The organism is Flavobacterium sp. 20NA77.7, assembly GCF_031326205.1.
In the GTDB taxonomy this organism is placed as follows: domain Bacteria; phylum Bacteroidota; class Bacteroidia; order Flavobacteriales; family Flavobacteriaceae; genus Flavobacterium; species Flavobacterium nakdongensis.
Map to the genome: position 1 here is coordinate 447,043 of NZ_CP133721.1, position 21,217 is coordinate 468,259.

Here is a 21,217-nt window from a genome sequence, read left to right on the forward strand (position 1 = left end):
ATGAAAATACATTTTTTAGGAGCTGCAGGGACAGTAACTGGATCAAAAATTGTTATTCAAACTAATGGTTTAACAGTATTAGTTGATTGCGGCATGTTTCAAGGATTAAAAGCATTAAGAGAATTAAATAGAGGGTCATTAGAAGTAGCGCCAGCAACTATAGACTATGTAATAGTAACACATGGTCATTTGGATCATTGTGGATGGTTGCCAAAATTAGTTAACGATGGTTTTTCTGGGAAAATATTCTGTTCGCACCCTACAAAAGAAATTATACAATTAATTCTTCAAGATAGTGCTAAGATACAAGAAGAAGAGGCTGAAATGGCCAATAAATATAGTTATTCAAAGCACAATCCAGCTTTGCCTCTTTACACTACAGAAGATGTAGAAAAAGTAATTCCTTTGTTTAAAGTAGTTCTGCCTCACACAGAAATAAAACTAACTACTAACTCATGGTTTCGGCTTTTTTATGCAGGACATATTATTGGCGCTTGTTCGTTAGAATTGTATGTAGAAGGAAAGACAATTGTTTTTTCTGGCGATATTGGTCAAGATAATGATGTGTTAATGTTTCCACCTGAAAAACCTAAACATGCAGATTATATTTTTTTAGAGAGTACATATGGCAATAGAATTCATCCAAAAGATGATGTTTTATTTCAATTAGAAACGATACTAATAAATACTTATGCTAAAAAAGGAAATGTAGTAATTCCAAGTTTTGCAGTGGAACGTGTTCAAACGATAATGTACTTACTTTGGCAACTTAAAAAACAAAATAAAATACCTGATATTAAGTATGTTATTGATACTCCAATGGGTATTAGTGTTTTAGATGTATTTAAAAATAATACAAAATGGCATAAACTCACACCATCAGATATTGATGAAATGTGTGATATGTTTACTATGATTTCAAATTTTGAAGACACTATTAAGGCTATATATGATAAACAACCAAAAGTAATTATTGCCGCAAGTGGTATGATAACTGGGGGGCGAGTTTTAGCTTATTTAGAGCGCTATATATCAGAGTCAGAAAACACAGTTGTTTTAGTAGGATATCAGGCCGAAGGTACGCGAGGAAGAAGACTGCTAGAAGGAGAAAAAGAATTGAAATTTCACGGAAAATATTTTCCTGTTTTAGCAAATATTAGTTCAATAGAAGGGTTGTCAGCCCATGGAGATCAAGAAAATTTGATTCAATGGCTTTCAGAACTTGATGCCGCTCCTAAAAAAGTGTTTTTAATTCATGGTGAGAATATAGCTCTTGACGGATTAAGACTTAAAATTATAGATACCTATGGATATGTGTGCCAAATACCAACATTAGGTCAAGTAATTGATGTTTAAAATTAATATTCATTAAAGATTTATTTTTTATCTTTGTTCCATGATAATCAAAAAACATATAAGCATACTTTTAGCGCTATTTATTTTAATAGTAAATAGTAGCGCCAGCTTGGTGTTTCATTCTTGTCATGACGAAATCGCTTATGTTTCTATAAACTATCAAGATGCATCATTAGCCACTTCTGCTGATGAAAATTCTTGCTGTAGTCCCACAAAAGACGAAAATGACCCTGACGGTTGTTGTTCTAATCAAGAAATTAAAGTTGAGAAAAAGGTTGATTATTCGTTAGCAAATCAATTAAAAATAGTTTTTGAAGCAGTAGTTTCTATTTCAACTAAAATTCACTCAAACCCACAGCAAACATTACCGATAAGAATACAGGAGAATGTACATTATACTTTTGATTCTCATTCTCCTCCTTTTTACAAACTCTATTCTCAATTTGTTTTTTACGCTTAAATTTTAATGTTATTCTAGGATTTTTTATCCTTCTAGAACTTTGTTTAACATTAAAAATTAAGTATGTATTTAAGAATAATTTTATGGGTATTGTTACCTATATATTCCTTTGCTCAATCAAGTGTGATTGGAAAATTGGTCGATAAAAATAAACAGCCCATTTCAAACGCAAAAATTTATATTTTGGAACAAGGTAATACTATTACTTCTGATCAAAATGGTCATTTTTCACTTATTCAAGGAAGAAATCTGCATTTAACTATTGAAGCTGCAGGGTATAAAAAAACAACTATAGATCAGTCAACGGCAGTAGATTTTGAACTCCAATTGGAGAGAGTGCAATCTGAGCAACAGATAGAAACAGTTGTGGTGAAATCGCAACAAAAAAGTTTGAATCACAGCCAAAAAGCAATTTCAAATACCATTAATTTATCACAAAAAGAATTGCAAAAAGCAGCATGTTGTAATTTGTCGGAAAGTTTTGAAACGAATCCTTCCATTGATGTAAACTTTTCAGATGCTGTAACAGGTAATAAACAAATTAAAATGCTAGGTTTAACTAGCCCTTATATTTTGATGTCTGAAGAGAATATTCCTGCTATTAGAGGCGCGCTTCAAGCAAATGGTTTATCTTTTATTCCCGGTACTTGGGTAGAAAGCATCCAAATTACTAAAGGAGCTGGAAGTGTAACGAATGGTTTTGAAAGTATTTCAGGGCAAATCAATTACGAATTGGTAAAACCAATAAAAGAACCTCCATTTTTTACTAATGTATATGCGTCAAATGATGGCAGGTATGAAGTCAATACGCATTTTACTTCGCATTATTCCGATAAGTTAAGTAGTTCTTTTTTACTTCATGGTAACACAAGAAACCAAGTGAATGATATGAATAAAGACGGCTTTATGGATAATCCTTTGGGCAAACAAATTAATTTTATTAACCGTTGGCAATATAACAATGCAGAAAAAGGAGTAGTAAGCTTTTTAAATGTTAAGTATTTTAAAGACGAAAAAATAGGAGGTCAAATAGGTTATACTACTTCAAATACATCGTTATGGGGCAGTGATGTTGTCACTGATAAAATAGAACTTTCAAATAAAACGGGTTATGTTTTTCCCGATATGCCTTTTCAAAGCATTGGTCTCCAACAAGCTTTTCAATACAATAAACAAACAAGCAAATTTGGTTTAAATCAGCATAATATAGCCCATAAGAGTTATTATGCTAATTTATTATTTAATTCTATTATTAACAATACAAAGCATAAATTTATTACAGGAATTAATTTTGCCTTTGACCAATTTAAAGAAACAGTTGTTGTTAATTTTTCTAAAAAATATGATAGAATCGATACCTCTGTTGGAGTATATTTTGAATATACGTATGATAATTTAAATAATTTAAGCTTTGTACTTGGAGGAAGAGTTGACAATCACAATCGATTAGGCACATTTTTTACACCAAGAGCACATATTAAATATACTCCTTTTGAAAAAACGACCTTAAGGGTTTCTGCAGGAAGAGGAAAACGTGCAGCCAATATTTTTGCAGAGAACAGTAATTTATTTGCGAGTTCAAGGTCATTTATTATTCAAGATGAAGGTGGAAAATTATATGGATTGAATCCAGAAATTGCTTGGAACTATGGTGCAAGTCTAGTACAAAAATTTATGCTTTTTGGAAAACAAAATGAATTGGTACTAGATTATTATAAAACCGATTTTACAAATCAAGTAGTAATCGATTTAGAAAACCCTCAGCAAGTGCGTTTTTCTAATTTAAAAGGGCAAAGTTTTGCCGAATCTTTTCAGTTAGAATGGAATTTTAACATCATTACACATTTAGATATTCGTACGGCTTATAAATATTTAAATGTAAAGACAGATTATCAAACAGGATTGTTGGAAAAACCGTTACAGGCTAAACATCGTTTTTTTGCAAATATTGCCTTTGAAACACATATAAAAGAAAAGGGACAACAGTGGAAATTTGATGCTACCTTCAATTGGATTGGAGTACAGCGTTTACCAAATACGGCTTCTAATCCAAGTGTTTACCAATTAAATACCTATACAAAATCGTATAATTTAATTAATACACAAATCACCAGAACGTTTTCGAGTGTGTTTGAAATGTATGTTGGAGGAGAAAATTTAACTAATTTTAGACAGTCAAATGCTATTTTGGGTAATGATAATCCGTTTGGGCCTTATTTTGATAGTACTATGGTATATGGGCCAGTATTTGGAAGAATGTTTTATGCCGGAGTGAGATTTAAGATTAAATAAAAAAGTAAAAAGTAAAATTTATAATTATGAAATCGCCATAAACAATTACCAATGAAGATAGGCGAACCGAAACGAATTTGAACTGGCAAAACATGCCATATAATCTTAAAAACAAACAAATAATTATTTACATATGAAAAAATTAATTTTAATTGCTGTTATTGCTTGTTGCATGACAAGCGTTCAAGCACAAGAAGTAAAACATGATGAAGCCAAAGCATCAGAAACAAAACTTAATAAAAATAAGCAAATTACCATTGAAGTGGATGGAAGCTGTGGCATGTGTAAAAAAAGAATAGAAAAAGCAGCGTATTCGGTAAAAGGAGTAAAATCTGCCGATTGGCATGCAGACCACAAAGACATTCATTTAATCATTGATGAAACAAAATGTTCTGTAGAAGATGTGCAAAAAGCTATTGCAAAAGCCGGGCATGACACCGAAAAGATAAAAGCTACCGATGAAGATTATGCAAAAATTCATGGATGTTGTAAGTATAGAGAACATACAGAGACACATGAATAATTTTTTGTATATTTGAATTACTAACCAATTAAATTATTTATTATGCCAATTAATCCAATTGCATGCTTAATAGCTGCGTTTTCGACATTTTTAGTAGGTTTTGTATGGTATAATCCAAAAGTTTTTGGGACTATTTGGATGAATGAAACCGGCATGACCGAAGAAAAGGCACAAAAGAGTAATATGATTAAAATCTTCGGATTAACATTAGTATTTTCTCTTTTAATTTCATTTATGGTAGTTCCTATGATGGTAATTCATCAAATAGGGGCTGTTCAATTAGTGGGTGGTGATGAAACAAATGTTTCATTAATTGAGTTTTTAAAAGACAAAGGTGATGCTTTCCGAACATTTAAGCATGGCGCACTTCATGGTTTTATGGCAGGTGTTTCATTTGTATTACCTGTTATTGCTATAAATAGTTTATTTGAGCAAAAATCTTGGCGTTATATCCTTGTAACTGCAGGGTATTGGATTGTTTCATTAACAATTATGGGTGCCATTATTTGTGGTTGGAAATAATTTAACATTTATTTAAATAGCATTCGTCCTACATTTGTGGGACGAATTTTTTTATATTGGAAAATCTAACATTTAATATATATACTAGAACTGCTGACTTGCCTAATTCTTGGGATGAGGTTGCAAAAAGTAATCATTTTCTTCAAACACCTTATTTAAAAGTACTAGAAGATTCTGCGCCAACAAATATGCAATGTTTCTTCATTGGAATTTTTAAAAATTCTAGATTAATTGGTGTTTCGTTGGCTCAGTATCTTAATGTTCATCAACTAGAGTCTTTTGGTGAGCGAGAAAAGTGTTTTAAAACAACAATTCGTAATTTTATATTTAAAAATTTTGCTTCTCATGTACTATTTTTAGGTAATAATATGATTACGGGGCAAAATGGGTATGCGTTTTCTGAAGTTATAGATTTCTCTAGTATTAGTGATGTATTAGTTCAATCAGCTCAAACATTAGTAACTTATTTTAAAGAAAAACAGGTCAACATACATTTGGTTTCATTCAAAGATTTTTATGAAAATTGTTCGGTTGAATTGAAAGAACATCATTTTTCATCTTTGTATGAGTTTAATACGCAACCTAATATGATTTTTAATCTTCCTACATCATGGAAAACAGAATCTGATTATGTAGCGGCATTTTCAAAAAAATATAGAGATCAATTTAAACGCGCACATAAAAAAATTGAAGGTATAGAAGTGAGAGAGCTTGATGTAAACGAAGTAATTCATCACGAAGAAGCTATTTATAACCTATACCATTATGTGGCCCAAAATGCACCATTTAACACTTTTTTCTTAGCCAAAAATCATTTTTCAACATTTAAAAAACAGTGTGGCAGTCGTTTTAGAATCTGTGGTTATTTTTTTGAGGGGAGATTAGTAGGATTTCATTCTTTATTACTAAACGACAACGTATTAGAGACTTATTTTTTAGGCTATGATGAGACCCTTCAAAAAGAAAAAATGTTATATTTAAACATGTTGTATAACATGACTAAATTTGGCATAGAGCATGGTTTTGAAAAAATTATTTTTGGTCGAACAGCCTTAGAAATAAAAAGTTCAATCGGTGCAACGCCTGTACAAATGTCGGGATTCATTTATCACACAAATGCTATTGTAAATAAATTGATTCCAAAATTATTTAAACGATTAGAGCCTGAAACAGCTTGGCAACAAAGACATCCGTTTAAATAGTTTATATTCAAAAAGTAAAATGGTAGATATTAGCTCTCAATTTCCATTTGAACCGTTTCCCATTCTTCCATTAATTGATTCAGTTCTTTCTTTTTCTTTTCATAGGCACCAAAGAACGTAACATCTTCCATCAGTTTCTCATAGTTTTTAGCTAAATTTTCATCATCTTTTGCTATTTCTTTCTCCAATTGTTGAATTTGACTTTCAATTTTAGAAAGTTTGTTCTGCAATGTTTTTTGTGCTTTTTGTTCTTCGTAACTTAAATTTTTAGTTGCAGTTTGTTGAGTAGGGGGTGGTAGCTTTACATCGTCTTTCTTCTCAATTTCGCGCATATTTTGAGCGTTACGTTGTTCTAAGAAAAAATTAATATCACCTAAATATTCTTTGATTTTTTGGTCTTTAAATTCATAAACGGTATTGGCCATTCCTTGCAAAAAATCACGGTCGTGTGAAACGAGTAGCAGTGTGCCTTCAAATTTTTGAAGAGCGGCTTTCAATACATTTTTAGATTTAATATCAAGGTGGTTTGTAGGCTCATCCATTACTAAAACATTGATGGGCTGCAATAATAATTTACAAAGTGCTAAACGATTACGCTCCCCTCCCGAAAGTACTTTTACTTTCTTTTCTACATCATCGCCTCTAAATAAAAAAGCACCTAACATGTCGCGCACTTTACTTCGGTTAGAGTCTAGAGCAGCTTCTAACATTGTGTCAAGCAAGGTTTTTTCGCCATCTAAGTATTCTGCTTGATTTTGTGCAAAATAGCCTAATTGCACGTTATGTCCTAATTTGATAGCTCCTTCAAATTCAAATTCTTTTACAATTGCTTTGATAAATGTAGATTTTCCTTGGCCATTTTGACCCACAAAGGCAATTTTACTGCCACGCTCTACTAGCAATGAAATATCTTTTAAAATTGTTTTTTCGCCGTATGCTTTAGTAACGTGTTCGGCTTCTACAACCACTCTTCCAGGTGTAATAGACACAGGAAATGAAATATTCATAACCGAATTGTCGTCTTCATCTACTTCAATACGTTCTACTTTATCCAGTTTTTTGATTAAAGATTGTGCCATCGAAGCTTTTGAAGCTTTCGCTCTAAATTTTTCAATTAACTTCTCTGTTTCTTCAATTTTCTTTTGCTGATTTTTTTGGGTAGCCAATTGTTTTTCTCTTATTTCTTCTCGAAGCACCAAATATTGTGAATATGGCTTGTTGAAATCATAGGCTTTTCCCAACGAAATTTCAATAGTTCTATTGGTTACATTATCTAAAAACATTTTATCGTGTGAAACAATCACAACAACCCCAGGAAAATTTTTAAGGAAGCTTTCAAGCCAAATAATACTTTCAATATCTAAGTGGTTTGTAGGTTCATCTAAAAGTAAAATGTCATTTGATTGTAATAGCAGTTTGGCTAATTCAATACGCATACGCCAACCGCCAGAAAAAGTATCTGTTTGGTTATCAAAGTCTTCACGTTTAAAGCCTAAACCTAATAAAATTTTCTCTGTATCGCCTACATAATTGTACCCGCCTAAAATTTCATAATGGTGTTGAACATCACTTAATTGTTCAATTAATTCAGAATAACTTTCGGTTTCATAATCTGTTCTAGTGGCTAATTGATGATTGATTTCATCAATTTTTAATTCTGCTTTTTTGATTTCTTCAAATGCTTGATACGCCTCATCTAATACAGTTCTTCCTTTTACAAAATCAATATCTTGACGCAGAAATCCAATTTTAACTTCTTTTTCAGTAGCAATGCTACCACTATCTGGTTTAACATCGCCTGCCAAAATTTTTAACAAGGTTGATTTTCCTGCTCCATTTTTACCTACTAATCCCACGCGATCACCCGCGCCAAGTCTAAAGGTTATTTCTTCAAAAAGATAAGTTCCCCCAAAGGAAACAGATAAATTATGTATGTTTAGCATAATATGTAACAAATGTGACGCAAAAATACTATACTTATTTTACCTTTGTATAAAAAAAGAGAAAATGTTTGGTAAAGGTTCAAAATTAGCGAGTATCATTAAAGGTACTTGCCCTCGTTGTCAAGAAGAAAGTATGTATGAGGATGCTAATCCGTTTAATGTATCAAAAACCTATGCTATGCATGAAACATGTTCACATTGTGAATTACGCTATGCTATTGAGCCTTCTTTCTTTTATGGAGCAATGTATGTGAGTTATGGTTTAGGTGTTGCTTTTGCTGTAGCAGCGTTTATTATTTCGTATGTTTTCATTGGAACAACATTAAAAACTGCATTTATTGCTATTATTGCTACATTAATTGTTTTTATGCCTATAATGATGCGTTTATCTAGAAATATTTGGATAAACATGTTTGTCAGTTTTGATAAAAATTGGAAAGAAAAGAAAACTAAAATTTAGGACTTTAGTAATCCCAATTTTCTATAAATTCGAAGAATATCTACTTCTTTGTCTAAGGATTTTCCATTTTCAATAAAGGCGTATAATTTTTTTGCTAAATAAGGTGCAAACATAACGCCTCGTGTGCCTAGGCCATTGAGTATAAATAAATTCTCTTTTTCAAAATGCTTTCCTACTAAGGGTCTTCTATCTTTGACCGTTGGTCTAATGCCTGCATAATGTTTCACTACCGTAAATGGACAAGAAATTAATTCTTGTAGTTGTGTTGTTAATTCATTTAGACCTTCTTGTGTAGGTTCAGTTTCCTTGTCTTGCCAATTATAAGTAGCGCCTACTTTATACCTATCATTTCCTACTGGTAAAATAAAAATACTTGCATTAATAATTTTAGTAAGCTTTAATTCTGGAGCATGAATTAAAAGTAATTCGCCTTTTGTTCCGTCTAATGGAAGGTTGTTAAAAAAGGGGTTTTTGTGTAAGCCAAAACCTTCTGCAAAAACAATATGTTTTGCCTTATAGTGTTTATAAAATAACTTAGCGTCATGCCATTCAATTTTGTCATACTCAAAGCTAGTTTCTTCTAAGGCATTAATTTCTTTCAAGTAGGCTGTGTAAAAATATTTATATCCAACGGTGTCTAAAAAGCCCGTGTAGTTTACTTTGCCATACTTATACGGTGCTTGTATAGCTTCATTTGTATAGTTTTCTAAAGTAGGGTTGAGGTAGTTTGTTAAAGAGGGTTTATCTGAGGCCGTGAACCAATTATTTTGTTCTTCAATAGAATTAAATTTTCTTAATAAAGGAATTTCATGTAAAAAGCTACGGTTTATTTTTTTTTCAATTTTTTTATAAAAGGGTAGGACTAAATCAAGTTGTTCCTGTGCTTGCCATACTTCACTAAACCGTTTCAGTACTACGGGATTGTAAAGTCCGCCTGCTACTAGAGTAGAATTTTGTGAGTTATTGTCAAAAACTACTATAGTTTTTCCATTGCTGATGCAGGTTTCGGCGAACGAAATACCAGCTAGACCAGCACCCACAATTAAATAATCTACTTCTATCATGCTACAAAAATAAAAAACTCCTGCTAATAGCAGGAGTTTTTTTATATGTATTGGAGAAAATTTTTATTAGTAATTCCACATGTCGTGTTCGAAGTTGCGGATTTTTTCTTTTACTCTTTCAGATTCTAATAACTGCATTAAAGAGTTTTCTTTCATATAGTCTTTGATTTCTCTATCACCATATACGTTTTCTTCAAGGTAAATAGTACCGTTAAAGCGACGTGCATTTAATAAATGGTCAAAAGTGAAAGGCATAGATGAGTTTCTATCATTAAAGGCTTTTGCTCCGTGTAGTACATCTCTCGCTGCTGGGAAATAAATCCAGAATAAATCGATATACTCTTTTGTAGCCTCATTACCCATAGTATAAACATCTGGAACAACTGGGCAAATACCTAATAAACGGTATTTTAATTCGCCTTGACGTTTGTCAAAATACCAGCATCCTTTTACTCTATAACCAGCTACATCAATAGGTTTAATTTCGGTTTTTACAATAAATTCTGGAGAAACTGATTTTGCACCCGAGTTTAATTCTTCAATACCTTGATCTAAAGTATCGATAAAAACTAAAGATTTTTCAATTTCTTCATATGTTTTTTTCGCTGTAAAATAACCAGAATCATAAACTTCTGTGATTTTTTTGTCTTTGATGGCATTCATTAAAACAGCATATAGAGGTTTTCTATCTGCGCTTAATTCTACTCCCTCATCAACAGGAAAATATAATGGGAAGTTTACTCTTTGATTGATATCAATCAATTCCCATACAGTTTTGCTCATAAACATGTCTCTATCGGCTACATAACCGTAAGGTAGAGGCTTGTCATTATCCGCGTTTAGTTCTGCTTGTGTTTTTTTACCAATCTCGTCTGGAGTCTTGGCATTTAACAAGTTAGACTGTGCAAAAATGCTACTGCTAACACATACTAAAGTTACTATTAAAAAATTTCTCCAATTCATTTTTTATTTTTTTAAATTATTGTACTTCAAAGGTACAAGGCGATATGTTTCTTGGTTGTTGATCAATACCAATAAACTCAGCTTTAATTTCAGAAATAGTTACGACATCACCTCTACTTGCTTTTTTAAGCGCCGAGATAGCAGAACTGTTTAATTTATTACCAGAAACAACTACAGTAGGTGAACCTGGAACTTTGATGTTAAATTGTTTTACACGTACTTGTACTGGGAAATCAAATTCTACCATTTCCGCGGTTACTGTACTGATTTCTAAACTTGATTTAGGTCCTTTTGCAGAAACCTCACCACGAATTTTACCAGTAGGCGCAGGTAATCCTTTAACACGGAAATTTTGACTACTAGTAACTGGTTTGCCATCAGGTAATTTACCTGTAACCGTAATGGTTACTGATGTTCCTGATGGTCTAAGTATATAGGCTCCTGGTTTTCCTGCAGAACGCATACCTGGAGCGCTAGCAGTAACCTTGTCAGCCGATATACCTGGGATAGAAACAGAAATAGGGTTATCTACACCTCTATATACTAAGTTCATTTTATCAGCAGATACAATAGCTTGATTAGGTTTTGGAACTACTACATATTTACCTTCAATAGCAATAGGCACAGGTTTGCCATCTTCAATAAAGGTAAATTTACCTGTAATGTCTTTTTCACCAACAGAACCAGCACCCATTTTAAAAATAGCTTGACCGTTTTCAATTGAAGTACTTGCTCCATTTACTACTACTGATTGAGGTACTGTAGATTCGTCATAACGACCTAATACTACTCTACCTGTAACTTGTTCGCCTTGGAAATATGCATTTTTATCCATTACTACAATAGCTTTGTAGTTTTTCATAGATGCTGCTTGCGCATTTGTATTACCAATTAAGGCATTGTATAAATCTTGTTCTGTTTTTTTAACATCGTTTTGCATAGCTGTTAATTTAGCTACAGTAGCAATTGCAGGGAAACCTTTGAAGTTATAATCTAAATATTTAGATTTTATTCCTTCTCCATTAGTTACATCTACTGTACTAAATCTTTTCTCTAAATCATCCATGATGAATTTATATTTCACATCATTTCCGATAGCAGCTTTAATGTCTGCTCTAAATTTATCAATAGCTCCTACAATCTCTTTTCCTCTTGGAGAATACCCATCACCTTCAAACCAATCTTCGTCAATCGTAGATTTGTCCATGGCTTCATAAGGTAATTTTCCTTTATTTGGACCATCTTCTTCAACTTCAAATTTTGAAGTAACTTCTGTTTTTACTGATTCAATGAACTTATAGAAATTCTCAATAATAGGTTTTATTTGTTTTGCTTTTTCATAAGGCACGCCAAATTGTGCTTTATTTTCTTCAGCTTTAGACTCTAACTGCATGTATAAACTTTCGTTATAGTCTTTAGAGAAAGCATTCACACTTTGGAATTTTTCGTTCATTAATCCGAAAGCTGATAATACTTCTTTTGACATGTTAAGTGCTAACATGGCGATGAAAACCAGATACATCAGGTTAATCATCTTCTGTCTAGGGGTTAATTTTCCTCCTGCCATTTTTCTTTCTAATTAGTTAAATTGTTAATAATTTTAGTTTTAATTTATAACGATAAAACTAATTATCCTTTGTTTTGCATAGCAGAAAGCATACCACCATAAACAGCGTTTAATGATGAAATGTTTGATGTCATTGATTGCATTTGCTCTTTTAATTTTTCTGCATTTTCAGCAATTTGAGCATTTGCATCTGCGTTTTTCTGAGCACCGTCTAATTGTGCTTTATATAAATTGTTTAATGCTTCTAATGAATTGGCAGCATTAACCATTTCGTCTGCGTATTTCTTTTGTGAAGCGATAGCGTCAACAGTAGGAGCAATATTTTTAGCAGCACCTTCAAAGTTTTTAATGCTATTGCTTAAGCTAGACATTAATTCACCATCAATTTTAGCATCTTTTAATAAGTTGTCTAATTTTTGTGATAATAACCCTTGAGCTTCACTTGGATCTTCTTTTTTAGCTGATTTTGGTTTTGCTTCACCACCTGCTAATTCTGGATATACTAATGACCAGTCTAATTCTTTTTCAGGTTTATCAAAAGCCGATAATCCAAAAATTAATGCTTCTGTACTTAAACCGATAATAAGCATTAAACTTGCTCCTGGCCAGTGCATTAATTTGAATAAAGCTCCAACAATTACAACTGCTGCACCCATACCATAGGTGAAATTCATAACTCTAGGTGATAATAGTCCCATAATAAATAATTTTAGTTAGTTAAGTTAATATAATTTTTAAAAAATTGGTTTTTAATTATTTTCTTCTTCTGCCGTTTCCGGTTGCTTCTGTTCCCATGTAATCTTGAACAGTTCTAAATCCGATGTAACTTCTTGCCGAATCTCCATATTCAAAATCACGTGTTGATACTTGTAAAAAGAACGCTACGTCTTTCCATGAACCACCACGAATTACTTTTCTTTGGTTTTTCATGTCAGCTACATTAGGATTCATTGTTGAAACAAATTCATATGCACCCGCATCATAAGAAGACTGTGTCCATTCTGAAACGTTTCCAGCCATATTATATAAGTTGAAATCGTTTGGCTCAAATGATTTAGCTTCTACAGTGTATAATGCACCATCAGCAGCATAATCTCCTCGGTTCGGTTTAAAGTTTGCTAAGAAACAACCTCTGTCATTTTTAGCATACGGTCCACCCCAAGGATAGGTTCCTGATTCTACACCGCCTCTTGCAGCATATTCCCATTCTGCTTCTGAAGGTAAGCGGAATGAATTTACTTGGTCTCTTCCTTTTAATTTTTTTACATATGCATTTTTATACATGGTTCTCCAAGCACAAAATGCTCTTGCTTGATTCCAATTTACACCTACTACTGGATATTCTGCATACGCTTGATGCCAGAAATAGTCATTGTGCATTGGTTCGTTATAAGAATATGACCAGTCTTTAATCCAAACTGTTGTATCAGGGTAAACTTCGATAGGAGGTGTTTCCTCAAAGAAATTTTTACGCCCTTTTTTCTTAACCGCTTTATTTAAGTCAACTTGGTTGTATTTGAATTTTAATTTTCTAACGTCAATCGTTTTTAACCCATTAAACGATTCTGCGTCTGGCAAATACATAGAGTCCATTACTTCAACGTAATGTTCATCTGGGTATTTTTTAGTTTCTTTGATTAATTTTACTTTTTTGTTCAATTTTCTGAACGCATAGGGATCGTCATCTGTACCTAAACTATAATAGTTGTCATACATATATTTGTCATATGGCGTCATCTTAGCAGGATCTACATCTGCAAAAGCAAAATCACCAATGCTGCCTGTTTTGCTTCCTTTACCGCCTGGTTTTATACCTTGCTCTTCAGCAGTTACAGCTAGTCTTGTTCGGATAGTAGAGTCCTTTACCCATTCTACAAATTGACGGTATTCACTATTTGTGATTTCTGTTTCATCCATGTAAAACGAACGCACAGTTACTGTTTTTGTAGGGGCATCTTGAACATTTGCCACGTCATCATCTGACTTACCCATTATAAAAGCACCACCAGGGACAAGGGTCATTCCATATGGCTTTTCTGAATGCCATTTTTTACCTTTAACTCCTACAAGCTCTCCTTTGTCGCCCTTACCACAGCTTACAAGTAAAGCTAGTGTTGCTGATAATAATACTAATTTTTTCATATAAAATTGGGTTAATAACTTTATTTATTTGAGGCCGTAAACCTATTTAATTATTTTGACATATACAATAGTTCATGAAAAAAAATCATAAAAAAAGTGTTTTTTGTCGATTTTCTTAACACATTTATCGAGTTTATAAATAGCTTTTTCGATGTGCTTTCCACCATCTTTCGGGTATTTCATCTTGACAAGCAGCTAGGTAATCCTCATGTGTACAAGGTAATAACGTATGATTTGTTGTTTTATTGTATTTGTTTTTTATACTAATTTCTATCCACCATCTTTCAGATCGATTACTTTTATAAAAAACTAATTCTTCTTCTTCTACTAAAACAATATACTTGAGGTAGTTAGATTTGTCTTCAAAAGGATATTCTAGTGAACGGTAATGATGCCCTTCAATAAAATACCAGATAATTTGTGCAATTAAATGAAATTCATTGGAACTGTACAAATGATTAAAAATACCAAAAGCACTTACTTTATCACTGATTCCTGCATAGCGTGCTAATAAGCATATTTCTCTTCCGTCAAAGCCATTTGGAAAAAAGGAAACGTTGTTTCCAGAATCAGCACTTTTAACCGCTTGTAAGTCTAAACTAATTAAATCCGCATCTCTGAATACTGGCTCTACAACTGCTGGATTTTTTATGATTTCACCTAAGCGAAAAGCGTCAAAGTATAATTTTTCAGCTAAATCAATTTCTTCTTGTGAATTATAATAGGTTTGATACCCTATATTACTATAATTAAATAAGTTAGTAGGTTCTTCAACAATTATTTTAGATAAATATCCATTTGATTCTTTACCATTTTCTTTTGCAAAATCAAATTGGTTGTCAATAGCAACAAGATTAACCATCTGTTCTAAATGGTCATACGCTCTGTACATAGCAAATGTTAAATCTTGCGATCCTCCAATAATAATGGGTATGATTTTTTTCTTAATTAAGGCTTCACAAATCGTTTTTATTACAAAATAAGTGTCAGTTAAAGATTCTCCTGCAACAACATCACCTAAATCTGCAATACTTTTTTGCCAATTTCCAGGATACAATGTGTAAAATTGTTTTCTGAAGCTATCAAAACTAAAGTCTTCATTAGTTAACGCTGCTCCTCTATTTTCATTAACACAAATTAGTGCTAGACTGCATAAGTCTAAATTAGGAAAGTCAGTACTTGTGTGCATTACAACCTTTTTACCTAATGATTGATTAGACAAACTTTCAACATAGTTTACTATGTTTTCTGAAACGGGTTGTAAAAATTCAAAAGCCATAAAAGGTTATTTCTTTTTAGTAGTTGTTTTTTTTGCTGTTGCTTTCTTTGCAGGTGTTTTTTTATCTAGTATTTCTTTAATTTGTTCCAAAGATAATTTGGCAACATCTACATCTTTACTCAATTCTATTTTGATTTTGCCTTTTAGAATTATAGATTTTCCCCATCGCGCTTTTTCTACTCGTATGCCTTCGGCTGGCCAATCGTGAATTATTTTATCAATGTCTTTTTGAATTTTTTCTTCAATTAACTCATTTAAATCTGTTTGTGATAATTGGTCAAAATTATATTTTTTATTCACATTAATAAATAAGCCATTCCACTTGATAAAAGGTCCAAAACGACCTACTCCTTTTTGTATGGGTAGATTGTTATAAGTGCCAATAGGTGCATCGGCTTGTTGCTTTTCACCAATTAATTCTTTAGCGCGTTCTAATGTTACGTCTAGTGGGTCTTCGCCTTTTGGAAGAGAAATAAATTGTTTGCCAAAACGTACATAGGGGCCAAATCTACCATTGTTTACTTCAATGGTTTCCCCGTCAAGTTCTCCTAATGTTTTAGGTAGTAAAAAAAGATTCAGTGTTTCCTCTAGTGTAATGGTGCTTATGTTTTGGTCTGCCCGTAAGCTTGCAAATTGTTTTTCGGTATCATCAGCTTCTCCTATTTGTGCCATTGGACCAAATTTTCCTAATCTTACACTTACTTGTTTTCCTGTTTTCGGGTCTTTACCTAATATACGCTCGCCTGTTTCTCTTTCGGCATTGTTTTCAACATTTGATACAATCGGGTGAAAATGATTGTAAAAATCACGCATCATTTTACTCCAATCTTCTTTTCCTTCAGCAATTTCGTCAAAATCTTGCTCCACTTTTGCGGTGAAATTGTAATCTAAAATGGTTTCAAAATTTTTAACTAAGAAGTCATTAACGATTCCTCCAATATCTGTAGGAACTAATTTCCCTTTATCAGAACCAAATGTCTCTTTTAAGTGAGCAGATTTAAGTTCGCCATTTTTTAATATTAATTGGGTATACTTTCTTTCTGTTCCTTCAAAACTTCCTTTTTCAACATAATTTCTGTTGATTATGGTTGAGATAGTTGGAGCATACGTTGAAGGTCGCCCAATACCTAATTCTTCTAGTTTTTTTACTAAAGAAGCTTCTGTATATCTTGAAGGAGGTCTACTGAAACGTTCGGTTGCAGAGATGAAATTATTTATTAATTGTTCATTTATTCTTAACGCTGGTAACATGCCTTCTTGTTCATCATCATCATCGTCATTTCCTTCTAAATACACTTTAAGAAAACCTTCAAATTTGATTACCTCACCGGTTGCTACAAATTGTTCATTATGAGAAGATGCATTGATTTTAACATTTGTGCGTTCTAAGGCTGCATCACTCATTTGGGAAGCAATTGTTCGTTTCCAAATCAAATCATATAAACGCGCTTGGTCTCTATCCAGATCAACTGTATGACGACTCATGTCTGTAGGGCGAATCGCTTCGTGAGCTTCTTGAGCCCCTTTTGATTTAGTTGAAAAATTTCTTGGTTTACTAAATTCGCTACCATAATAGGAAATAATTTCCGCTTGTGCAGCTGCCATTGCTTCTTGAGAAAGATTTACACTATCTGTTCTCATATAGGTAATTAATCCGGCTTCATACAAACGTTGTGCAATTTGCATGGTAATCCCTACGGGTAAGTATAGTTTTCTCGCTGCTTCCTGTTGTAATGTCGAAGTTGTAAAAGGTGCGGCAGGTGATTTTTTTGTGGGTTTGGTTTCTAAATCAGCCACTTTAAATGTTGCGGCGCTGTTTTTTTCTAAAAAAAGTTTTGCTTCTGCTTGTGTAGTGAAATTTTTAGCTAATTTAGCTTTAACTACTTTTCCAGCTTCATTTGTGAATTCTGCCGCTATGGAAAAACTTGCTTCCGCCTTAAAGTCTTGTATTTCGCGTTCACGTTCTACAATTAAACGAACCGAAACAGATTGTACTCTTCCTGCAGATAAGCCGCCTTTTACTTTTTTCCATAAAACAGGTGATAATTCATATCCTACTAAACGGTCTAAAACTCTTCGAGCTTGTTGTGCGTTAACTAAATTATAATCAATACCTCTTGGATTTTCAATCGCTTTTTGAATGGCTGTTTTGGTGATTTCGTGAAAAACAATACGTTTTGTTTTACTTTTATCTAGTTTTAATTCTTCGGCTAAATGCCACGCAATGGCTTCTCCTTCACGGTCTTCATCGGAAGCTAACCAAACCATTTCTGCATTTTTAGCTAAATCTTTTAATTTTTTAACTAATGCTTTTTTATCTGAAGAAACTTCATATTTTGGTTTAAAGTCATTCGCCACATCTACCCCAATCTCTTTTGAAGGTAAATCTGCAATGTGCCCATAACTGGACTCTACTTGATACTCTTTACCTAAAAATTTTTCGATAGTTTTTGCCTTAGCTGGCGACTCCACGATGACTAAATTCTTTGCCATTTTCACTTTTTTGATGCGACAAAAGTAGAAGTTTTTTTTTAGATACATATATAGGTGTGTTTTTTTTATTTTTAAAATTGTTTTTTTGTAGAAAAAAAATTACATTTGTTTTATTAATTTAATTATATGAAATAGCCATAACAAACTCGTTTGCTTGTAATTGAAAATCATCGAACACGAATGAAAACAATAAAATTGTGAGATAAACACAGATAAATAAAAAGGCGATAACATATATGACCTTTTATAAATAAAATTTTACACATTATGAAAAAATTTAACACATTATCGTTTCTTTTTCTTGTAATAGTTACACAAGCACAAATAGTAAATATCCCGGATGCTAATTTTAAAGCAAAGTTGTTGCAAGCTAGTTCTTCTAATACTATTGCTTCCTCACAATCACCTGTTTATAATGCTACTGATGGAACTTTGTCTGTAACATCATATAACAACATAGACGCCAATAATGACGGAGAAATACAAGTAACAGAAACACAAGCTATAAAATGGTTAAATATTGAAAATTCTTCAATTTTAAACCTAACAGGTTTAGATGCTTTTATAAATTTGCAGTATTTGGATTGTGGTTTTAATCATTTAACCACCTTAGATGTTTCCGGTTTAACAAATTTGCAGCAATTGTATTGTTCTCAAAATCAATTAACCTCCTTAAATGTTTCGGGCTTATCGAATTTGCAGTATTTGAGTTGTGGTAATAATCAATTAACCAGCTTAAATGTTTCAGGCTTATCGAATTTGCAGGATTTGAATTGTGATTCTAATCAATTGACCACCTTAAATGTTTCAGGCTTATCGAATTTACGGAGATTGGATTGTAGTACTAATCAATTGACCACCTTAAATGTTTTAGGTTTATCGAATTTGCAGTCTTTGGGTTGTAGTACTAATCAATTAACCTCCTTAAATGTTTCGGGTTGTACGAATTTGCAGTATTTGGATTGTAGTGGTGATCAATTGATCACCTTAAATGTTTCCGGTTGTACGAATTTGATAAGGTTGTATTGTAATTTTAATGAATTAACCAGTTTAGATGTTTCCGGTTTAACAAATTTGCAGCATTTGTTTTGTTATCAAAATCAATTAACCACCTTAAATATTTCGGGTTGTACGAATTTATCTTCTTTGAGTTGTGCTAATAATCAATTAACCAGCTTAAATGTTTCGGGCTTATCGAATTTGCAGTATTTGAGTTGTGGTAATAATCAATTAACCAGCTTAAATGTTTCGGGTTTATCGAATTTGCTACATTTGTTATGTTATCAAAATCAATTAACCTCCTTAAATGTTTCGGGTTTTACGAATTTGCAGTCTTTGAGTTGTGCTAATAATCAATTAACCAGCTTAAATGTTTCGGGCTTATCGAATTTGCGGACTTTGTTATGTTTTTCTAATCAATTGACCACCTTATTTATTAATAACGGAAATACTAATTGGCAAGATTTGGTTTTTTCAAGTAATCCTAATCTTCATTATATATGTGCAGATGAAGAAGATTTAATCTTAGTGCAAAACAAAATCAATCAATATGGTATGGGGTCAACCTGCCATGTAAATAGTTATTGTAGTTTTACACCAGGTGGCACGTTTTATACAATTAATGGCAATAACCGTTTAGACAGTAATAATAATGGATGTGATGCCAGTGATGGTTTGTATCGAAATTTAAAAATTAATATTACTAATGGTACACAATCAGGGAGTTTAATTGCTAATGAGGCAGGAAATTATTCTATTCCAGTTCAAGCAGGTACTCACACGCTTACTCCTGTGTTTGAAAACCCAAGTTATTTTAACGTTAGCCCAGCAACTACAACGGTAAGTTTTCCTTCGCAAAGTAGTCCTTTTGTTCAAAATTTTTGTATTACGGCTAATGGAGTGCACCACGATTTAGAAGTTACAGTTGTTCCAATTGGGGTAGCTCGCCCAGGTTTTGATGCGGCATATAAAATTGTATATAAAAACAAAGGCAATCAAATTGAAAATGCAAGCTTAACCTTTGGTTATAACGATAATGTTATGGATTTTATTAACGCTTCAGTTGCTACAACTAGTCAGGTTGTTGGGCAATTATCTTGGAATTTAGGTAATTTAGCGCCATTTCAATCCGGAACAATTACTGTGAGTTTTAATCTGAATACACCTATTGAAACGCCTCCGTTAAATGCTGGAAATGTTCTTGCTTATACTGCTACAATATCACTAATTGCTATTGATGAAACACCTACTGATAATGCGTTTACTTTAAATCAAACCGTTGTTAATTCCTACGATCCAAATGATAAAACGTGTTTAGAAGGACCAATAATTAATCCTTCAAAAATAGGCGATTATGTTACCTATCAAATTCGTTTTGAAAATACGGGTACTTTTCCTGCACAAAACATTGTAGTAAAAGATATGATTGATACCGCGAAATTTGATGTTTCTATGTTACAAATAATAAATAGTAGTCACACTTGTTACGCAAAAATCACAGGTAACAAAGTAGAATTTATTTTTGAAAATATCAACCTACCTTTTGCAGATGCTACAAATGATGGGTATGTAGTGTTTAAAATTAAATCGTTGCCAACTTTAACAGTGAACAGTACGGTTAGTAATTCGGCTTCTATTTATTTTGATTATAATTTTCCAATTATAACCAATACGGCTACTTCTACCTATCAATTGTTAAATGCTAATAGTTTTGTTTTTGAAAATGAATTTGCTTTATATCCAAATCCGGTTAAAGACAATTTTGCGATTAAGACTAAAAATAGTTTAGAAATACAATCTTTGGAAATTTATAATACATTAGGACAAATAGTGCTAGCTATTCCAAGATTTTCAGAAAATGTCGATGTTTCTTCACTACAAAGAGGCACGTATTTAGTAAAAGTAAATACCGAAAAGGGTAGTAGTGGTGTCAGGATAATTAAAGAGTAATT

16 protein-coding genes are annotated in these 21,217 nt (G+C 32.5%); 8 read left to right on the top strand and 8 right to left on the bottom strand.

All coding sequences use genetic code 11. From position 1 onward, the window contains the following. The 6 genes from RF683_RS02010 to RF683_RS02035 all read left to right on the top strand — a co-directional run bounded on the left by RF683_RS02010 (window position 1) and on the right by RF683_RS02035 (window position 6,355). Window positions 1-1,356, top strand: a complete 1,356-nt coding sequence (locus tag RF683_RS02010; RefSeq protein WP_309532557.1) for an MBL fold metallo-hydrolase — start codon at window positions 1-3, stop codon at window positions 1,354-1,356. A 40-nt stretch (window positions 1,357-1,396) separates the two neighbouring features. Next, window positions 1,397-1,816, top strand: coding sequence for an HYC_CC_PP family protein (locus tag RF683_RS02015; RefSeq protein ID WP_309532558.1), 420 nt, complete (start codon window positions 1,397-1,399; stop codon window positions 1,814-1,816). Window positions 1,817-1,879: 63 nt separating this feature from the next. Beyond that, the gene (locus tag RF683_RS02020; protein WP_309532559.1) at window positions 1,880-4,108 is read left to right on the top strand and encodes a TonB-dependent receptor; all 2,229 of its coding nucleotides are present in this window, start codon (window positions 1,880-1,882) and stop codon (window positions 4,106-4,108) included. 133 nt (window positions 4,109-4,241) lie between these two features. After that, a complete protein-coding gene (locus RF683_RS02025; RefSeq protein ID WP_309532560.1) occupies window positions 4,242-4,631 on the top strand; it encodes a heavy-metal-associated domain-containing protein in 390 nt (129 codons plus the stop codon). 42 nt (window positions 4,632-4,673) lie between these two features. Further along, on the top strand, window positions 4,674-5,153 hold the full coding sequence (locus tag RF683_RS02030; RefSeq protein ID WP_309532561.1) for a DUF1761 domain-containing protein: 480 nt from the start codon (window positions 4,674-4,676) through the stop codon (window positions 5,151-5,153). Window positions 5,154-5,209: 56 nt separating this feature from the next. Then, window positions 5,210-6,355, top strand: a complete 1,146-nt coding sequence (locus RF683_RS02035) for a GNAT family N-acetyltransferase (protein WP_309532562.1) — start codon at window positions 5,210-5,212, stop codon at window positions 6,353-6,355. A 29-nt stretch (window positions 6,356-6,384) separates the two neighbouring features. Here RF683_RS02035 and RF683_RS02040 read toward each other — a convergent pair whose 3' ends face one another. Then, window positions 6,385-8,298 carry an ABC-F family ATP-binding cassette domain-containing protein gene (locus RF683_RS02040; RefSeq protein ID WP_309532563.1) on the bottom strand — a complete coding sequence of 638 codons (1,914 nt, stop codon included), beginning with the start codon at window positions 8,296-8,298 and terminating at the stop codon, window positions 6,385-6,387. Window positions 8,299-8,362: 64 nt separating this feature from the next. Here RF683_RS02040 and RF683_RS02045 point away from each other — a divergent pair, with 64 nt between their 5' ends. Beyond that, entirely contained in the window at window positions 8,363-8,758 is a 396-nt protein-coding gene (locus RF683_RS02045) for a DUF983 domain-containing protein (protein ID WP_309532564.1), read from the top strand. Here RF683_RS02045 and RF683_RS02050 read toward each other — a convergent pair. The 7 genes from RF683_RS02050 to topA form a co-directional block, all read right to left on the bottom strand. Further along, window positions 8,755-9,822, bottom strand: a complete 1,068-nt coding sequence (locus RF683_RS02050; RefSeq protein ID WP_309532565.1) for an NAD(P)/FAD-dependent oxidoreductase — start codon at window positions 9,820-9,822, stop codon at window positions 8,755-8,757. The genes RF683_RS02045 and RF683_RS02050 overlap by 4 nt on opposite strands. Before the next feature lie 66 nt (window positions 9,823-9,888). Then, window positions 9,889-10,785: a type IX secretion system ring subunit PorN/GldN gene (gene porN, locus RF683_RS02055; RefSeq protein WP_309532566.1), complete on the bottom strand. Its 897-nt coding sequence runs from the start codon at window positions 10,783-10,785 to the stop codon at window positions 9,889-9,891. A 16-nt stretch (window positions 10,786-10,801) separates the two neighbouring features. After that, window positions 10,802-12,352, bottom strand: a complete 1,551-nt coding sequence (porM, locus tag RF683_RS02060) for a type IX secretion system motor protein PorM/GldM (protein ID WP_309532567.1) — start codon at window positions 12,350-12,352, stop codon at window positions 10,802-10,804. Window positions 12,353-12,414: 62 nt separating this feature from the next. Next, complete coding sequence (gene porL, locus RF683_RS02065; protein ID WP_298659437.1) at window positions 12,415-13,050, bottom strand: type IX secretion system motor protein PorL/GldL; 636 nt, start codon at window positions 13,048-13,050, stop codon at window positions 12,415-12,417. A gap of 55 nt (window positions 13,051-13,105) precedes the next feature. Next, window positions 13,106-14,494: a T9SS ring complex lipoprotein PorK/GldK gene (porK, locus tag RF683_RS02070; RefSeq protein ID WP_309532568.1), complete on the bottom strand. Its 1,389-nt coding sequence runs from the start codon at window positions 14,492-14,494 to the stop codon at window positions 13,106-13,108. Between the two features lie 133 nt (window positions 14,495-14,627). Next, window positions 14,628-15,773 (bottom strand): formimidoylglutamase, encoded by a 1,146-nt coding sequence (locus RF683_RS02075; protein WP_309532569.1) that lies wholly within the window; start codon window positions 15,771-15,773, stop codon window positions 14,628-14,630. Between the two features lie 6 nt (window positions 15,774-15,779). Beyond that, the gene (gene topA / locus RF683_RS02080; RefSeq protein WP_309532570.1) at window positions 15,780-18,266 is read right to left on the bottom strand and encodes a type I DNA topoisomerase; all 2,487 of its coding nucleotides are present in this window, start codon (window positions 18,264-18,266) and stop codon (window positions 15,780-15,782) included. Window positions 18,267-18,533: 267 nt separating this feature from the next. Between topA and RF683_RS02085 the strand changes: the two genes are divergently transcribed. Further along, entirely contained in the window at window positions 18,534-21,215 is a 2,682-nt protein-coding gene (locus RF683_RS02085) for a DUF7619 domain-containing protein (protein WP_309532571.1), read from the top strand. The last annotated feature ends 2 nt before the right edge of the window (window positions 21,216-21,217 follow it).

Bases quoted from the DNA above. Each gene is read 5' to 3' on its own strand.
- RF683_RS02010 (WP_309532557.1), top strand. From the start codon at position 1: ATGAAAATACATTTTTTAGGAGCTGCAGGGACAGTAACTGGATCAAAA.
- RF683_RS02015 (WP_309532558.1), top strand. From the start codon at position 1,397: ATGATAATCAAAAAACATATAAGCATACTTTTAGCGCTATTTATTTTA.
- RF683_RS02020 (WP_309532559.1), top strand. From the start codon at position 1,880: ATGTATTTAAGAATAATTTTATGGGTATTGTTACCTATATATTCCTTT.
- RF683_RS02025 (WP_309532560.1), top strand. From the start codon at position 4,242: ATGAAAAAATTAATTTTAATTGCTGTTATTGCTTGTTGCATGACAAGC.
- RF683_RS02030 (WP_309532561.1), top strand. From the start codon at position 4,674: ATGCCAATTAATCCAATTGCATGCTTAATAGCTGCGTTTTCGACATTT.
- RF683_RS02040 (WP_309532563.1), bottom strand. From the start codon at position 8,298: ATGCTAAACATACATAATTTATCTGTTTCCTTTGGGGGAACTTATCTT.
- RF683_RS02045 (WP_309532564.1), top strand. From the start codon at position 8,363: ATGTTTGGTAAAGGTTCAAAATTAGCGAGTATCATTAAAGGTACTTGC.
- RF683_RS02050 (WP_309532565.1), bottom strand. From the start codon at position 9,822: ATGATAGAAGTAGATTATTTAATTGTGGGTGCTGGTCTAGCTGGTATT.
- porN (WP_309532566.1), bottom strand. From the start codon at position 10,785: ATGAATTGGAGAAATTTTTTAATAGTAACTTTAGTATGTGTTAGCAGT.
- porM (WP_309532567.1), bottom strand. From the start codon at position 12,352: ATGGCAGGAGGAAAATTAACCCCTAGACAGAAGATGATTAACCTGATG.
- porL (WP_298659437.1), bottom strand. From the start codon at position 13,050: ATGGGACTATTATCACCTAGAGTTATGAATTTCACCTATGGTATGGGT.
- porK (WP_309532568.1), bottom strand. From the start codon at position 14,494: ATGAAAAAATTAGTATTATTATCAGCAACACTAGCTTTACTTGTAAGC.
- RF683_RS02075 (WP_309532569.1), bottom strand. From the start codon at position 15,773: ATGGCTTTTGAATTTTTACAACCCGTTTCAGAAAACATAGTAAACTAT.
- topA (WP_309532570.1), bottom strand. From the start codon at position 18,266: ATGGCAAAGAATTTAGTCATCGTGGAGTCGCCAGCTAAGGCAAAAACT.
- RF683_RS02085 (WP_309532571.1), top strand. From the start codon at position 18,534: ATGAAAAAATTTAACACATTATCGTTTCTTTTTCTTGTAATAGTTACA.